The following is a 16,008-nucleotide window of genomic DNA, read 5'->3' on the forward strand; positions in this document are numbered from 1 at the left end:
GGATTAGCGCATTGGCTCAAAAATCGAAATCGGTTTTTGGTCGATGCCTGGCAAAGCGCGGCGCAAAAGAAAAAAGGCCGCCTCGAGGGCGGCCTTTGATATCTCTAGGAAGAAACCGATCAGCGCGAATAGAATTCGACGACCAGGTTCGGTTCCATCTGCACGGCGAACGGAACGTCCGCCAGGCCGGGGATGCGCGAGAAGGTCGCGACCATCTTGTTGTGATCGGCTTCGATGTAGTCCGGAACGTCGCGCTCGGCGAGGCCGACCGATTCCAGAACGATGACCAGCTGCTTCGACTTTTCGCGGACTTCAACGACGTCGCCCGGCTTGCAGCGGTACGAGCCGATGTTGACGCGCTTGCCGTTGACGTTGACGTGGCCGTGGTTGACGAACTGGCGGGCTGCGAAAATGGTCGGCACGAACTTGGCGCGGTAGACGACCGCATCCAGACGCGACTCGAGCAGGCCGATCAGGTTCTCCGAGGTGTCGCCCTTGCGGCGGTCAGCCTCTTCATAGACCTTGCGGAACTGCTTTTCGGAGACGTCGCCATAGTGACCCTTCAGCTTCTGCTTGGCGCGCAGCTGCAGGCCGAAATCGGAAAGCTTGCCCTTGCGGCGCTGGCCGTGCTGGCCGGGACCGTATTCACGCTTGTTGACCGGGGACTTCGGGCGGCCCCAGATGTTTTCGCCGAGACGGCGGTCGATTTTGTACTTCGCGGATTCGCGCTTGCTCATCGCATTCCCTTTCAAAACAAACCACCCGGAACCTCATGGTCCGGGTGAAGGAAACGCGCCCTCCTCTGGCCTCCGTTTTCGAGACCTGACAGGGTTTCCCACGCAATGCGATGGAAAACCCACGGGACACGTCAGTTTAACAAGACCAAGGAAACGATAAACCTGTTTTCCCCGGGTTCTTGCCATGCAAAAGAAACCACCGGGCATTGCGGCCCGGTGTTGGTGGGCTCGTTAAACGGAGATTTAACCGGTGTCAAGCTCGCTGCTGGCGGCGGCTGCGGCAACCATATAGCATTTCCGACGTTGAGTGCGGTGCCGGATGTGGCGGGGTCGTTACCGACGGCATTAGAAAGGGACTGGAGCCAGAGGAGCCAAAAGTCGTATGAAAAAATTCTTCCTTTCGTTGGTAAGTGCAGCCGTCCTGGCAGGATCGATGTCGATTGCCGTCCCCGAGCCGGCGATGGCCAGGCATTGGCACGGTCACAAACACCACCAGGTCTGCCGCATCGTGGTCAAGAAGAAGGTTGTCTGGCGGCACGGTCACAAGAAGGTCATCCGCTACAAGGTGAAGCGCTGCTGGTGGCGCTGGTAGTTTCGGCTGCGGCCTGAACTGAAGAGCCCGCGGTCTCGGCCGCGGGCTTTTTGTTTGGATCGGTTCGGGGCTCAGTCAGCCGATTTCTTCTGAGGCAACCCCTTGCGCTTGGTCTCGGCGAATTCCTCAAGCTGCTTTTCGCTCATCGATTCATACATTTCGCGTGCAGCGCCTATGAGTTCGCCTTTCTTGGTTTCGCCGCGTTTGGCCGAAAGCGCGGCGCCCGCGGCCTTTTGCTGCGCTTGTGATTTTGCAGGCATATCGGTTCCTCCTTTGCTGCCAGAAAGGAGAAACGTTGCGCTCCGGTGACGGTTCCAGCTCGGCGGCTGCCGGCAATCGGCCTTCCCGTGTCCGGAACGCCAGTGTACGACAGCGCCATGAAATCGTTGACCGATCCCTCGCAGGCACTCGCTGACGGCCTTTCAAAAATCCGCACAGAGTTCCATGTGCCGGACGGATTTCCGCCCAACGTCATGGCGCTGGCGCAGACGGCGGCCAAGCGGGTGCCCAGCCAGCATGCCGACCGAACGGCAATGCCTTTCGTGACACTCGATCCGGCGACGTCCACCGATCTTGATCAGGCGTTTTCGATCGAGGCGAGCGGCAGCGACCTTCTGTTGCACTATGCCATTGCCGACGTGGCCTGGTTCGTCGAGGACGGCGACGCGGTGGATCTCGAAGCCTGGGCGCGGGGCGAGACCCTGTATCTGCCGGACGGCAAGGCCGGGCTCTATCCCCCGGTGCTTGCCGAGGGTGCCGCGAGCCTGTTGCCCAGCGGACCGCGTCCGGCTGTTGTCTTCACGGTTCGGATCGCCGAGGACGGCGCGGTAAAGCTGGACGGCGCGGAGCGCGCAATCATTCAAAGCCGCGCCAAGCTCGCCTATGACAGCGTGCGAGCCGCCGATGTTCCGGCCGGCTTCGCCGAAATTGCACGGCGCATGGCGGCAGCCGAAGAGCGTCGCGGCGCTTCCCGCGTCGACCCGCCCGAGCAAGAGGTGGAACAGCTCGCCGATGGCACATTCCAGCTTGCGTTCAGACCGCTGCTGCAATCCGAGCAAGACAACGCCGCGCTTTCGCTGGCCGCCAACATGGCGATTGCCGACGCCATGCTTGCCCACCGGACCGGCCTGTTCCGGGTGATGGCGCCGCCGGATGATTCAAAGGTGCAAAGACTGCGCAACGCGGCACAGGCTCTTGGCTTGTCCTGGCCTGCGTCGACCAGTCTGCGCGACTATCAGCGAACCCTCGATCCGACAAACAGCAAACAGGCCGCCCTGATGCTGGAAATCCGCCGTGCCGGTTCCGGCGCGTCCTACCAACCCTATGAAGACGGCGTTGTGCCGTGGCACGAGGCGATGGCTGCGACCTACGCCCACGCCACCGCGCCGCTGAGGCGGCTGGCCGACCGCTACGTCGTGCGCTGCACGCTGGCAATCGCCAACGGCCAACCCGTGCCGCAGGCCGTCACTGACGCGTTCGCCAGACTGCCGAAGGTGATGGGGCGCGCAAGTGCCCGCGCTTCGCAGATCAACCACGCGGCCATCGACCTTGCCGAGGCGGTCATGCTTAGGGGACGCGAGGGTGAAATGTTCAAGGCCGTCGTCACCGACGTCGCAGACCAGCGCATGCGCGTTCAGCTCTCGGACATGCCTGTCGTTGCCAATGTGAAGGCCTCCGGGTTCGGCCAGGGTGACGGCCTGACGCTAAGGCTGGTTTCGGCCGATCCGGATCAACGCCTTGTTGTCTTCGAACCAGCCTAGCGCGCGCTCAGGCCAAAACCCTGCATCAGCCGGCTGATGGCGAAATCCGGCTTGCCGGAGGTGAAGACGGCGATGTCGGGCTCGCCTTGCGGCAACGGCCCGTCGACTGCGGGAAGCAGCGACAGAGCGCGCCGCGCAATCGCTTCGGCCGGGTCGATCCAGTCGACCGGCCAGGGCGCGGTCTTGCGCATACGGTTGGCCAGGAACGGGTAGTGCGTGCAGGCGAGCACGACGATATCGGTGCGCAAATCGTCATGCTGGACGAAGCACGGTGCGATCTCGGCGCGCACGGCCTCTTCATCGACAAAGCCCTCGCGCATATAGACCTCGGCCAGTCCGGCCAGATTGTTGCTGCCGACCAGGCGGACATGGCATTTCTGCGCCCATTTGCCGATCAGGTCGCGCGTATATTGCCGCTTCACCGTGCCCGGCGTCGCCAGYACCGAGACCAGCCCGGTGCGGGTGCGCTCGGCCGCCGGCTTGATCGCCGGCACGGTGCCGACAAAAGGATGGCCCGGGAATTTTTCGCGCAGCGCATCGATCACCAGCGTCGAGGCGGTGTTGCAGGCGACGACCGAAATTGCCGGCTGAAAACGGTCGAGCAGCTTGGCGAAGAGCTCGACGATATGGGCCTGCAGCGCCGGTTCTTCCCAGGCGCCGTAAGGAAAGGCCTTGTCATCGGCGACGTAGACGAAGCGCCTGTCGGGCATCAGCACGCGCGCCTCGCGCAGCACGGTCAATCCGCCAACGCCGGAATCGAACATCAGGATCGGGCGGTGGTTTGATCGATCGCTCATTGATGCCGGACCATGGAAAGAGGCTGGAGATCAGAAGGGCTGGCCGGTGATGTGGCCGATGCCGTTCTATCCGCAACGATCATGGTCTTGAAGTGGCGAATTCACCCAAGTTTTGCGCAAGCGCCAGCGAAGATCGCTTTTTCGCGATCGCCCTACAGTCCGCGCTTGCCGAAGCCGGCGGGCTTTGGCCGGCCCATCGGCTGGACAGATGGCGCTGAGCGTGTGGCCGGCGCGGCGGCGCGCACGGGCGCCGCGCTGCTGGCCATCCGGCCGCCTGCCGAGGGAACAGCACCCTCGAAATCGAAAACCGATGTCAGCTCATCGATATTGACGCCTGCCACCGGCTTTGCCACCAGGATCGTGCACCAAAGGCCGAAGATCGACAGCGCAAGCAGATTCAAACCGCCCGACGTGCTTTCCGGATTGTTGAAATCCAGTACCAGCAACGTGCCTGCCTGCAGGAAGGCGTAGATGGCGCAGAACACGATGTAGGACCACAAGATCCAGCCCTTGCCGTTGGCGTCGCGGCTGCGCCGCCAGGCGATGTTGCCGCGCATGACCACAGCCAGCAGCGAAACGACGAGGACCGCACCGGCCATGCCTTGCCGCGACGGACCAGGCACGGAGTTGACGAAGCCCTCAAAGCCCATCGTGCCTACAATGCACACCAAAGCAGCCAGGGCCTCGAGGAAAGCCACCCCAAGCGAGTAGAAGAAGAAGCGCATGCGGCCGATATTGGACGTGAACATTTGCCACCCCATCGTTTTGACAACAATGGATTAGAAGCACATAAAATTCGGTTACTTCAGCCGTTCGAAGCTTACTGATCTTAACTTTCTTGATCTGTCTTCCGGTTTCGCGCGGCGGCCGGAAGCCGTCTCGGATCGTCTCCCGGCGAGCCGTCGCCGCGCGGCATGGCCGGCGAAAACCGGTCGAGCGACGAGATGATGCCGCGCAGCACTTTCAGTTCCGGCTCGGCAAAACCGGCGCGCGTCAAGACGGCACGCAGATTATCGACCATCTTCGGCTTCTTCGGCGCCGGGCGGAAGTAGCCGCGCGCTTCGAGCGCGCCTTCGAGATAGGCAAACAGGCCGTGCAACTCTTCCTTGCTCGCCGGCTTCATTTCCGGGCTGGAGAAATTGGTTGCCGTCTCGTCCTCCAGGCCCGACTTCATCCATTCATAGGACATCAAAAGCACGGCCTGGGCGATGTTGAGCGACGAGAAACCGGGATCGACCGGGAAGGTGACGATCTCATCGGCCAGTCCGACCTCGTCATTGTAGAGGCCGAAGCGTTCGCGGCCGAACAGGATGCCGGTGCGCAGGCCGGCCATGTGACGCGCTCGCAGCGCCCTGCCCGCCTCGACCGGCCCGCGCACGGGTTTGAAGCCGTCGCGTTCGCGCGCCGTGGTGGCGAAGACGAAATTGAGGTCGGCGACCGCCGACGCCAGGTCGCCAAACACGGTGACGGCGTCGATGACATGGTCGGCGCGGCTGGCGGCAGCGCGCGCTTTCTCGCTTGGCCAGCCGTCGCGCGGATTGACGAGCCGCAGCTCGGACAAGCCAAAATTGGCCATGGCGCGCGCGACCATGCCGATATTCTCGCCGAGCTGCGGCTCGACCAGGATGATCGCCGGGCCGGCGGCGGATGTGTTTTCAGGAGGTTGCGCGGCGGACATGATCTCAATGAACTGCTGTTTGCGGCATTTTCAGCGTTCCCTGCCACATCCGCCCGCCAAAATGAAGCGTTTGCAAAAACACTAGGTCGCTGCCCAGACGACCCGTTCTGCATGGATCGGCGTTTGCGCGGCCAAATAGGCTTTGATATACGCTCCGCATCCCCGGCCGAAAGCCATGCGGGCAAGGCCGTTTTGTTCCCCAAAAGCGAGGCATTCTTTCCATGGCGAAGATCAAGGTGGCGAACCCGGTCGTCGAACTCGACGGCGACGAGATGACCCGCATCATCTGGCAGTTCATCAAGGACAAGCTGATCCACCCTTATCTCGACCTGAAGCTCGAATATTACGACCTCGGCGTCGAACACCGCGACGCCACCAACGACCAGGTGACCATCGATTCGGCCAACGCCATCAAGAAATGGGGCGTCGGCGTGAAATGCGCGACGATCACCCCCGACGAGCAGCGCGTCGAGGAATTCAAGCTGAAGAAGATGTGGAAGTCGCCGAATGGCACCATCCGCAACATCCTCGGCGGCACCATCTTCCGCGAGCCGATCATCATGAAGAACGTGCCGCGGCTGGTGCCGGGCTGGACCAAGCCGATCATCGTCGGCCGTCACGCCTTCGGCGACCAGTACCGCGCCACCGACTTCCGCTTCCCCGGCAAGGGCAAGCTGACGATCAAATTCGTCGGCGAGGACGGCAAGGTGATCGAGCACGACGTGTACGACGCGCCCGGCGCCGGTGTTGCCATGGCCATGTACAATCTCGACGACTCGATCCGCGAATTCGCCCGCGCCTCGCTGAATTACGGCCTGCTGCGCAACTATCCGGTCTATCTCTCGACCAAGAACACCATCCTCAAAGCCTATGACGGCCGCTTCAAGGACATCTTCCAGGAAGTCTACGAGCAGGAATTCGAAGCCGAGTTCAAGTCGAAGAAGCTTTGGTACGAGCACCGGCTGATCGACGACATGGTGGCCTCCGCCCTGAAATGGTCAGGCGGCTATGTCTGGGCCTGCAAGAACTATGATGGCGACGTCCAGTCCGACACGGTGGCGCAAGGGTTTGGCTCGCTCGGCCTGATGACCTCGGTGCTGATGACGCCGGACGGCAAGACGGTGGAAGCCGAAGCCGCGCACGGCACCGTGACGCGCCACTATCGCCAGCATCAGAAGGGCGAGGAAACCTCGACCAACTCGATCGCCTCGATCTTCGCCTGGACGCGCGGGCTGGCCCACCGCGCCAAGCTGGACGACAATGCCGAATTGAAGCGGTTTGCCGATACGCTGGAGAAGGTCTGCATCCAGACGGTCGAGAGCGGCTTCATGACCAAGGACCTGTCGCTGCTGATTGGTCCCGACCAGCCCTGGCTGTCGACCACCGGCTTCCTCGACAAGATCGACGAGAACCTGCAGAAGGCGATGGCGTAAGCCGACAACGAAGGCTCCGAGAGGAGCCTTCTTTTTTCGGACGAGAAGCGAGCAGCAGCGAAGGGCTGATCGATGATCAAGCCGATCCTCTACGGCGCCGATTACAGCGTCTATGTTCGCATTGCGCGGCTGACGCTTGCGGAAAAAGGCGTCGGCTATGAGTTGGTGCCTCTCGACATCTTCGCGGCCGAGGGCATTCCGGCCTGGTATCTGGAGCGTCACCCGTTCGGCCGCATTCCGGCTTTCGAGCATGACGGCTTTCGCCTGTTCGAGACCAGCGCAATCTCGCGCTATGTCGACGAGGCGTTCGACGGTCCGGTGCTGCAGCCGAAAGACCCGCGCGGCCGCGCAACCATGAACCAGATCATCGGCATGCTCGACGCCTATGGCTACAGGGCGATGGTCTGGGACGTCGCCGTCGAGCGGCTGGAGAAGGAAACGCCCGACGAGGTGCTGATCGCCAACGGACTGCGCCAGGCCGAAACGGTGCTCAGGGTGCTGACCTCTCTCAAAGCGCCCGGGCCGTGGCTGCTGGGCGACCAGCTGACGCTGGCCGACCTGCATGCGGCGGCCATCATCGCCTATTTCCTCAAGGTACCCGAGGGGCAAAAGCTGCTCGCTGACTTCCCCGCCATCCGGGCCTGGTGGGACCGAATTGCCGCCCGGCAGGCCGTTGCCTTGACCGAAAAGGCCGATTGAGCAGCCGCAGACACGGCGGTCTAGAACGCTATTTCTGGCCGGGTCACCATCAGCCACAGGATTGCAAGCACGGCGGCAAAAGCCGGGAAGCCGCACGCAAACCAGATGCGAAACAGGCGCTTTTCCTCTGCGGGCAGCGGCGCGTTTTCAGCGGCCGCCTGCCGCGCCAGGTTGCGGATGCGGATCTGGATCCAGACCACCGGCAGCCAGAACAGGCCGGTCAGGACATAAAGCAGCAGGGACAGCACGATCCAGCCTTCGGAGAGCGGCCAGCCGATTGCTTGCGCCAGCAGCACGCCGGTGATCGGCTGCACGATGACCGCGGTCGCGGTGAAGATCGTATCGGCGATGACGACCGTGCCGGCGACATGAGCGACAATGTCGGCGCGGCCGGTGCGCTGCGCCATTAGCATGAAGAAGGCGATGCCGGCGCCGGTGCCGAACAGAACCGTGGCGCCGATGATGTGTAGCCAGCGCAGAAGGTCGACCCAGGGGCTCATCGCTCGTCCAATATCGCCAACGCCACAAGGGCAAGGCAAAGCGCTGGAACAGCCTTGACCATTGCTCCCAAAGGGTCGAGCCACAGATCGGGCGCAAGTGCGGTTGCTGCGCCAAGATAGGCCAAGGTGATGGCTATCATCCCCGTCAGCGCGAAGCGCGCCAACGACCGCACGAGAACAGCCGCTCCGACAACGATGTCGGCAATGCTCCCGGCAAGCACCATCCCGAGCGCGAGGGCCGGCGACAGGCCATGCGAGACCAGAATGTCGGCAGCTGCATCCTGCTTGATGAAGCCGACAATGCCGGAGACCAGCCAGAACAGCGAGAGCACGCCGAACACGGCTGGTTTCAGCAGCCAGAGGCGGGCGAACCAGCGCTCCTGGACGTGAGCCGGCATGGCGGCCAGCGTTGCCTCCAGCGGCTGCAGTTTTTGATCGGAAATCTCGTTCCAGGATTTGGCGTTGCCCGTCACGCCTCGCGCCAGGGCGGCAAGGGCTGCGCTGCGCAAAGGCGAACGCCAGCCGAGCAGGCCAAGGCCATCGGCAACAACAGCCGCGACCCCACCAAGAAAGGCCGGCATCGGCACGACACGGGCCGGCGGCAGGCCAAGCCATGCCCGGAAGGCAACCAGCACGTCGGCCAGCGAGCGGGCCTCGGCTTCGACGAGATCGACGGAAAGACGCGGCGGCAGGGATCCGGTGACTGCACGCGATACGGCTTCGGCGAGATCGCTGGCCGCCACGGTCTGGATTAGCTGGCCCGCCATGACGGCAGGAATGAAACCGGGAAAGGCCGCAAGCGCACGCAGCAGCGCCGTGCCGCCATAGGCGGCGGGTGCGATCACCAGCCCCGGGCGCAAAATGGACCACTCCAGCGAGGCGTTCGCGACAGCCTTGTCGCCTTCACCCTTGGTGCTGAAGAAAGCATCCGCCGAGGCGGGATCGGCGCCGATGGCGGAGATCTGCACGAAACGGCTGACACTGGCCTGTTCGCAGGCGGCAACCAGCGCCACCACAGAACCACGGTGGATAGCGTCGAGGCGGTCGCGCGGGCCGTCTTGCAAGGCGCCCGCGGCATTGATGACCGCATCCATGCCGGCGACCAGCGGCAGCCAGTCTTCAGCGGTCAGCAGCCGGGCCATGTCGGCCGCAATCCAGCGCACCGCCGGCCATCGCCGCGCGGCGTCACCGACATCGCGGCCGAGACCAGTCACCTGATGCCCATCGCCAAGCAGGCGCTCGACGACGGCTTCGCCGATCAGTCCATAGCCGCCGAGAACGAGAACCGTCTTGCCGGGGCTATCGGGCATAGGCTGGCTTTCAGGCTGCTTCCAGCGCTGCCCTCACCGCGGCGATGGCATCATTGGCCTTCGAGGCATCCGGCCCGCCGGCCTGCGCCATGTCGGGCCGGCCGCCGCCGCCCTGCCCGCCCAAGGCGGCCGAGGCGACGCGCACCAGATCGACGGCGCTGAAGCGGCCGACGAGGTCATCGGTGACGGCGACCACGACGCTTGCCTTGTTGTCCTCACCCGCGCCGACAAAGACGACCACGCCGGAGCCGAGCGAGGTTTTTCCGGCGTCGGCCAGCGGCTTCAAATCCTTGGGCGACACGCCCGAGACCGCCTTGCCGAGGAAGCCGACACCGGCGACGGTCTCGTTCTCGGAGGGCGCACCGGCCGCGGCACCGCCGCCCAGTGCCAGCTTCTTGCGCGCTTCACTCAGTTCCTTGTCGAGCTTCTTGCGCTCCTCGAGCAGCGTCTCGACGCGCGCCGGCACATCAGCGGGCGAAATCTTCAATGTCGAGGCGACGGCCTTCAGACGCCTGTCCTGCTCGTCGAGATGTTTGCGCGCGGCTTCGCCGGTCAGCGCCTCGATGCGGCGCACGCCGGCGGCGACAGCGCTGTCGGACACGACGCGCACCAGACCGATATCGCCGGTCGCCCGCACATGGGTGCCACCGCACAGTTCGACCGAATAGGGCCGGTTGGCCTTGGCGCCATGGACGCCCGTGCCCATCGACACGACACGCACCTCATCGCCATACTTCTCGCCGAACAGCGCCATGGCGCCCTCGGCGATGGCGTCGTCGACCGACATCAGGCGCGTCGTCACCGGGCTGTTCTGGACGACGATTTCATTGGCCATGCGCTCGACCTCTTCGAGCTCCTCGGCCGAGATCGGCTTGTTGTGCGAGATGTCGAAGCGCAGGCGCTCGGGCGCGACCAGCGAGCCTTTCTGCGCGACATGGGTGCCCAGCACCTCGCGCAGCGCCTCGTGGATCAGATGCGTCGCGGAGTGGTTGGCGCGCAACCGGGTGCGGCGCGCATGGTCGACCTTGAGCTCGACGGCAACACCGGTCTTGACCGTGCCGCTCGCCACCTTGCCCAGATGCACAAACAGCCCGTCGGCCTTCTTCTGCGTGTCGGTGATCTCGATCGAGAACCCTTCGCCGGAGATCACGCCGGTGTCGCCCATCTGGCCGCCGGACTCGCCATAGAACGGCGTCTGGTTGACGACGACCGCAACCGCATCGCCCTTGCCGGCGCTGTCGACGGTCTTGCCGTCCTTGACCAGCGCCTGGATGAGGCCTTCCGCAGCTTCAGTCTCGTAGCCGAGGAATTCGGTGGCGCCCGCCTGCTCGCGGACCGAAAACCAGATGGTCTCGGTGGCCGCGTCGCCGGAGCCAGCCCAGTGCTTGCGCGCCTCGGCCTTCTGAAGCTCCATCGCATGGGTGAAGCCGGCGAGATCAACCGAGATGCTGCGCTGGCGCAGCGCGTCCTGCGTCAAATCGAGCGGGAAGCCGTAGGTGTCGTAGAGCTTGAAGGCGGTCTCACCGTCCAGCATATCGCCGGCGTGCAGCGTTTCCGTCGCCTCCGAGAGCAGGCCGAGGCCGCGGACCAGCGTCTTGCGGAAGCGGGTCTCCTCGAGCTTCAGCGTCTCGGTGATCAGCTGTTCGCCGCGCAGCAGTTCGGGATAGGCCTGGCCCATTTCGCGCACCAGCGCCGGCACCAGCTTCCACATCAGCGGCTCTTTTGCGCCAAGCAACTGCGCATGGCGCATGGCGCGACGCATGATGCGGCGCAGCACATAGCCGCGGCCTTCGTTCGACGGCAGCACGCCGTCGGCGACCAGGAAGGAGGACGAGCGCAGATGGTCGGCAATGACGCGGAAGGAGGCAACCGTCTCCTTGTCCGGCCCCTGGCCGAGCGCGGACGACGCGGCATCGATCAGATGGCGGAACAGATCGGTCTCGAACACGCTTTCCACCCCTTGCAGGATGGAGGCCATGCGCTCCAGGCCCATGCCGGTGTCGATCGACGGGCGCGGCAGGTCGATGCGCTCTTCCTTGGTGACCTGCTCATACTGCATGAACACCAGGTTCCAGAATTCAAGAAAACGGTCGCCATCCTCTTCGGGGCCGCCGGGAGGGCCGCCCCAGATGTGCTCGCCACGGTCGATGAAGATTTCCGAGCACGGACCGCACGGGCCGGTGTCGCCCATCGCCCAGAAATTGTCGGACGTCGGGATGCGGATGATGCGGTCGTCGGAAAAGCCGGCGATCTTCTTCCAGAAGCCGGCCGCCTCGTCATCGGTGTGATAGACGGTGACCAGCAGCTTGTCCTTGTTCAGCCCGAATTCCTTCGTGATCAGGTTCCAGGCAAGTTCGATGGCGCGCTCCTTGAAATAGTCGCCGAAGGAGAAGTTGCCGAGCATTTCGAAGAAGGTCAGGTGGCGCGCGGTGTAGCCGACATTGTCGAGGTCGTTGTGCTTGCCGCCGGCGCGCACGCTCTTCTGCGCGGTCGTGGCGCGCGAATAGGGACGCTTCTCCAGGCCGGTGAAGACGTTCTTGAACTGCACCATGCCGGCATTGGTGAACATCAGCGTCGGGTCGTTGCGCGGCACCAGCGGGCTCGAGGCCACGACCTCGTGGCCCTCCTTGCGGAAGTAGTCGAGGAAAGTCGACCGGATCTCGTTCACGCCACTCATGACTGCTGCCTTTTCGCGAAAACCGCCGGCACGGCCGGCGGAAACTGGTCTCTCACTTTAGAAGATCGACTTGGCCTTTTAGCGGGCAGGCTTCACCCTGTCCAGAAACACGGAATTGGGCCAATCCGGCAGCTGCCAGGCTGCCTTCACGCTTGCCCAAAAACGAAAACCGCCGGCGCGAAGGCCGGCGGTTTTGAACGCGATTACTAAAGAACTCTGTTACTTAAGCGTCAGATAATAGGCCGGATTTATGGCCGAACTCTGGCAGCTGCCTTACATGGCGCCGGATTCTTCCTCAAAGCCGTCGTCTTCGCCGCGCTCGGGGCCGCCATTCTCGAGGAACTTTTCGGCAATCAGCCCGGCATTCTGCCTGAGCGCCAGTTCGATCTCGCGCGCCGTGTCGGGATTGTCGCGCAGGAACAGTTTGGCGTTCTCGCGACCTTGGCCGAGGCGCTGCGAATTGTAGGAGAACCAGGCGCCCGACTTTTCGACCACGCCTGCCTTGACGCCGAGGTCGACCAACTCGCCGGTCTTGGACACGCCTTCGCCATACATGATGTCGAACTCGACCACCTTGAAGGGCGGCGCCAGCTTGTTCTTGACCACCTTCACGCGGGTCTGGTTGCCGACGACCTCGTCGCGGTCCTTGACCGAGCCGATGCGGCGGATGTCGAGACGCACCGAAGCGTAGAATTTCAACGCGTTGCCGCCGGTGGTGGTTTCGGGCGAACCGAACATGACGCCGATCTTCATGCGGATCTGGTTGATGAAGATGACCATGGTGTTGGAGCGCGAGATCGAGGCGGTCAGCTTGCGCAGCGCCTGGCTCATCAGACGCGCCTGCAGGCCGGGCAGCGAATCGCCCATCTCGCCCTCGATTTCAGCGCGCGGCGTCAGCGCCGCAACCGAATCGACCACCAGCACGTCGATGGCGCCGGAACGGACCAGCGTGTCGCAGATCTCCAGCGCCTGCTCGCCGGTGTCGGGCTGCGAGATCAGCAGGTTTTCGAGATCGACGCCGAGCTTGCGGGCATAGACCGGGTCGAGCGCGTGCTCGGCATCGACGAAGGCGCAGATGCCGCCCTTCTTCTGGGCTTCGGCCACCGTGTGCAGCGCCAGCGTCGTCTTGCCCGAGCTTTCCGGCCCGTAGATCTCAACGATGCGGCCGCGCGGCAGGCCGCCGACGCCAAGCGCGATGTCGAGGCCAAGCGATCCGGTCGGCACGGTTTCGATCTCGACGACCTGCTCATTGGCGCCCAGCCGCATGATCGAGCCCTTGCCGAAGGCGCGCTCGATTTGCGACAGCGCCGCGTCCAGAGCCTTTGATTTGTCCACCGCTTTGTCCTCTACAAGCCGCAAAGAATTCTGAGCCATGATACATCACCCCTTGGTCGTCAATGAAGGCCGGACAATCCGTAATCCCTGCCCCAGTTTGTACCTTTTTTGTTCTCGTTTGGCAAGAGGGGTCAAATATCTGAAAAACAATCTTTATCCGGATTTGTTCTTTTTTTGTCTCGTGGTTTGGTTTTCGGCCGCGTTCCGCATTGGTCCAGACGGTGCGGCGGTTTGGCTCCGCCCGAATCGCTGGCTCGCCTGCGAAGCTCCGCCGCACAGCCTAGCGCTTGTGCAGCAGGAATAACAAAGGTCATATCGCCGGCATGGTGAAATCTGCAAAAATCCTGGCGGTGGGCGGCGCCCATATCGACCGACGCGGCCAGGTGTCCGGCGCTTATGTGCCGGCGGCGTCCAATCCCGGCACGATGCGCGAAGATGTCGGCGGCGGTGTCTTCAATGCGCTGCGCAGCCTCGCGCGGCTTGGTGTTTCGGCCTCGCTGATGTCGATGCGCGGCGGCGATGCGGCGGGCGAGACGGTGTCGCGCGCCATCGCTGACGCCGGCATTGCCGATCTGTCGGCGGTGTTCCTCGACCGCACGACGCCGAGCTACACCGCCCTGATCGACCGCGACGGCGAGTTGATCACCGGCTTTGCCGACATGGCGCTCTACGATCTGGCCTTCCCCAAGCAGATGCGCCGCTCCAAGGTGCGCGAGGTGGTCGCCATGGCGGACGCGGTGCTGTGCGACGCCAATCTCCCGTCTTCGGCACTCGAACGGCTGGTGGCGCTTGCTGTCGACAAGCCGGTCTATGCCATTGCCATTTCGCCGGCCAAGGTGGTGCGGCTGATCCCGGTGCTGAAGGAGCTCGCGCAGGTCTTCATGAACCGGCGGGAGGCCATGGTGCTGGCCGGCGTCGGCGTCAATGCGACCGAGCGCGAGACCGTCGACGGTCTGCGCTGCAGCGGCCTCAGGAGTGGCGTGGTGACGGCCGGCGATGGCCCGGTGCTGGGTTTCGACGAAGCCGGCGCCTTCTCCATCCTGCCGCCGGCGCCGAGAAAGGTCGCCGACGTCACCGGAGCCGGCGACGCGCTGGCCGGTGCGACCATCGCTGCCCTGCTGCGCGGCCTGATCTTGCGCCAGGCCCTGCGCGAAGGCGTGGCCGCGGCGACGCTCGCCATCGAAAGTGCGGACGCGGTGCCGGTCTTCACCGCCGCGACCTTTGCGGAAGCGCTGGCTCTTGTGCCGGACGCACAGGAAATGGCATGAGGGCGGCCAATTGCCATTGCCGGAGCTTTCTTGCTCCGGATCGGAGACCGTCATGACCCCGCAAAGCGCCCGCCCCTTCATCGACATCCACACGCCGGTGGCCGAAGCGCTCGCCGCCGGCCGGCCGGTGGTGGCGCTGGAAAGCACCATCATCACCCATGGCATGCCCTACCCCGACAATGGCGCCATGGCGGCCAATGTCGAAAAGATCATTTTGGACAATGGCGCGGTGCCGGCGACGATCGCCGTGGTCGCTGGCCGCATCAAGATCGGGCTCTCCGATGGCGAGCGCGAGTCGCTGGCAATGACCGGCGACGCCATGAAGCTGTCGCGCGCCGATCTCGGCTTTGCGGTTGCGCAGGGACGCACCGGCGGCACCACGGTCGCCGCCACCATGATCGCGTCTCACATGGTCGGGATCAACGTGTTCGCCACCGGCGGCATTGGCGGCGTGCACAAAGGCGCGGAAAAAAGCTTCGACATCTCGGCCGATCTGGACGAGCTGGCGCGCACGCCCGTCATTGTCGTCTCGGCCGGCGCCAAGGCCATCCTCGACATCGAAAAGACGCTGGAGGTGCTGGAAACGCGCGGCGTGCCAGTGATCGGCCATGGCTGCGAAACCATGCCGGCCTTCTGGTCGCGCCAGTCGCGCTTTCGCGCCCCGCTGACCCTGCACAGACCGGAAGAGATCGCGCATTTCTACAAGACCCGGGCAGCACTTGGCCTCGGCGGCGGCATGCTGATCGCCAATCCGGTGCCGCAGGATGACGAAATCCCGGCCGACGAGATGGCCGGCTACATCGAGGCCGCGCAGAAGGCGGCGGAGGCACAGAATGTCACCGGCAAGGCGGTGACGCCGTTCCTGCTCGGGAAGATTCTCGAACTGACCGGCGGCCGGAGCTTGAAGACGAATATTGCGCTGGTCGAGAACAATGCGCGGCTGGCGGCCAGGATTGCCAAGGCTTTGTAAGTTCACGCGTCCGCAATACATCGCTGATTACGACTGTCGCGTTCCGTCACCCCCCTCTCTGTCCTGCCGGACATCTCCCCCTCAAGGGGGGAGATTGGATGTCACGCCGGCTTTCGCCAATCACGAACGTTGAAAGAATCGCGCCGTCGACAAAGCTGCTAATCTCCCCCCTTGAGGGGGAGATGGCCGGCAGGCCAGAGAGGGGTGCTGTCCCTCGGCGCTTGTAAGAAAATTCGGCACCATCACTGCGGG

Annotated in this window: 15 protein-coding genes; 6 read left to right on the plus strand and 9 right to left on the minus strand. The window is 63.8% G+C overall.

The genetic code is table 11. The features are described 5' to 3' along the window. Nucleotides 1–119 precede the first annotated feature (119 nt). Complete coding sequence (gene rpsD / locus AC1DYJ_RS21350) at nt 120–737, minus strand: 30S ribosomal protein S4 (protein WP_013895883.1); 618 nt, start codon at nt 735–737, stop codon at nt 120–122. 433 nt (nt 738–1,170) lie between these two features. Between rpsD and AC1DYJ_RS21355 the strand changes: the two genes are divergently transcribed. Beyond that, entirely contained in the window at nt 1,171–1,329 is a 159-nt protein-coding gene (locus AC1DYJ_RS21355) for a hypothetical protein (protein ID WP_477284636.1), read from the plus strand. Between the two features lie 71 nt (nt 1,330–1,400). On the opposite strand, the gene AC1DYJ_RS21360 is transcribed toward AC1DYJ_RS21355, so the two are convergent. Further along, nucleotides 1,401–1,589 carry a DUF3008 family protein gene (locus tag AC1DYJ_RS21360; RefSeq protein ID WP_477284638.1) on the minus strand — a complete coding sequence of 63 codons (189 nt, stop codon included), beginning with the start codon at nt 1,587–1,589 and terminating at the stop codon, nt 1,401–1,403. Nucleotides 1,590–1,706: 117 nt separating this feature from the next. Here AC1DYJ_RS21360 and AC1DYJ_RS21365 point away from each other — a divergent pair, with 117 nt between their 5' ends. After that, entirely contained in the window at nt 1,707–3,089 is a 1,383-nt protein-coding gene (locus AC1DYJ_RS21365; RefSeq protein ID WP_477284640.1) for an RNB domain-containing ribonuclease, read from the plus strand. Here AC1DYJ_RS21365 and murI read toward each other — a convergent pair. From murI to AC1DYJ_RS21380, 3 genes are all read right to left on the minus strand, one after another. Next, the gene (murI, locus tag AC1DYJ_RS21370; RefSeq protein ID WP_477284642.1) at nt 3,086–3,886 is read right to left on the minus strand and encodes a glutamate racemase; all 801 of its coding nucleotides are present in this window, start codon (nt 3,884–3,886) and stop codon (nt 3,086–3,088) included. The two genes, AC1DYJ_RS21365 and murI, sit on opposite strands and share 4 nt — an antisense overlap. Before the next feature lie 152 nt (nt 3,887–4,038). After that, the gene (locus tag AC1DYJ_RS21375; RefSeq protein WP_477284644.1) at nt 4,039–4,635 is read right to left on the minus strand and encodes a DUF805 domain-containing protein; all 597 of its coding nucleotides are present in this window, start codon (nt 4,633–4,635) and stop codon (nt 4,039–4,041) included. 80 nt (nt 4,636–4,715) lie between these two features. Next, complete coding sequence (locus AC1DYJ_RS21380) at nt 4,716–5,564, minus strand: RNA methyltransferase (RefSeq protein ID WP_477284646.1); 849 nt, start codon at nt 5,562–5,564, stop codon at nt 4,716–4,718. 221 nt (nt 5,565–5,785) lie between these two features. Between AC1DYJ_RS21380 and AC1DYJ_RS21385 the strand changes: the two genes are divergently transcribed. Together AC1DYJ_RS21385 and AC1DYJ_RS21390 are read left to right on the plus strand one after the other, a co-directional pair. Beyond that, on the plus strand, nt 5,786–6,997 hold the full coding sequence (locus AC1DYJ_RS21385) for an NADP-dependent isocitrate dehydrogenase (protein WP_477284648.1): 1,212 nt from the start codon (nt 5,786–5,788) through the stop codon (nt 6,995–6,997). 72 nt (nt 6,998–7,069) lie between these two features. Further along, complete coding sequence (locus AC1DYJ_RS21390; protein ID WP_477284650.1) at nt 7,070–7,696, plus strand: glutathione S-transferase family protein; 627 nt, start codon at nt 7,070–7,072, stop codon at nt 7,694–7,696. Nucleotides 7,697–7,716: 20 nt separating this feature from the next. Here the strand turns inward: AC1DYJ_RS21390 and AC1DYJ_RS21395 are convergent, their stop codons facing one another. From AC1DYJ_RS21395 to recA, 4 genes are all read right to left on the minus strand, one after another. Beyond that, the gene (locus AC1DYJ_RS21395; protein WP_477284652.1) at nt 7,717–8,196 is read right to left on the minus strand and encodes a DUF2269 family protein; all 480 of its coding nucleotides are present in this window, start codon (nt 8,194–8,196) and stop codon (nt 7,717–7,719) included. Next, nucleotides 8,193–9,506, minus strand: a complete 1,314-nt coding sequence (locus AC1DYJ_RS21400; protein WP_477284654.1) for an SDR family oxidoreductase — start codon at nt 9,504–9,506, stop codon at nt 8,193–8,195. Before AC1DYJ_RS21400 ends, AC1DYJ_RS21395 begins: the two co-directional genes overlap by 4 nt. A 10-nt stretch (nt 9,507–9,516) precedes the next feature. After that, the gene (gene alaS / locus AC1DYJ_RS21405) at nt 9,517–12,183 is read right to left on the minus strand and encodes an alanine--tRNA ligase (RefSeq protein WP_477284656.1); all 2,667 of its coding nucleotides are present in this window, start codon (nt 12,181–12,183) and stop codon (nt 9,517–9,519) included. Between the two features lie 273 nt (nt 12,184–12,456). Beyond that, a complete protein-coding gene (recA, locus tag AC1DYJ_RS21410) occupies nt 12,457–13,557 on the minus strand; it encodes a recombinase RecA (protein ID WP_112561417.1) in 1,101 nt (366 codons plus the stop codon). 284 nt (nt 13,558–13,841) lie between these two features. Here recA and AC1DYJ_RS21415 point away from each other — a divergent pair, with 284 nt between their 5' ends. Next, nucleotides 13,842–14,786, plus strand: a complete 945-nt coding sequence (locus AC1DYJ_RS21415) for a carbohydrate kinase family protein (RefSeq protein ID WP_477284658.1) — start codon at nt 13,842–13,844, stop codon at nt 14,784–14,786. A gap of 52 nt (nt 14,787–14,838) precedes the next feature. Then, nucleotides 14,839–15,756 carry a pseudouridine-5'-phosphate glycosidase gene (locus tag AC1DYJ_RS21420; protein WP_477284660.1) on the plus strand — a complete coding sequence of 306 codons (918 nt, stop codon included), beginning with the start codon at nt 14,839–14,841 and terminating at the stop codon, nt 15,754–15,756. Nucleotides 15,757–16,008: the final 252 nt, after the last annotated feature.

The organism is Mesorhizobium sp. P2_B11 (assembly GCF_056404855.1).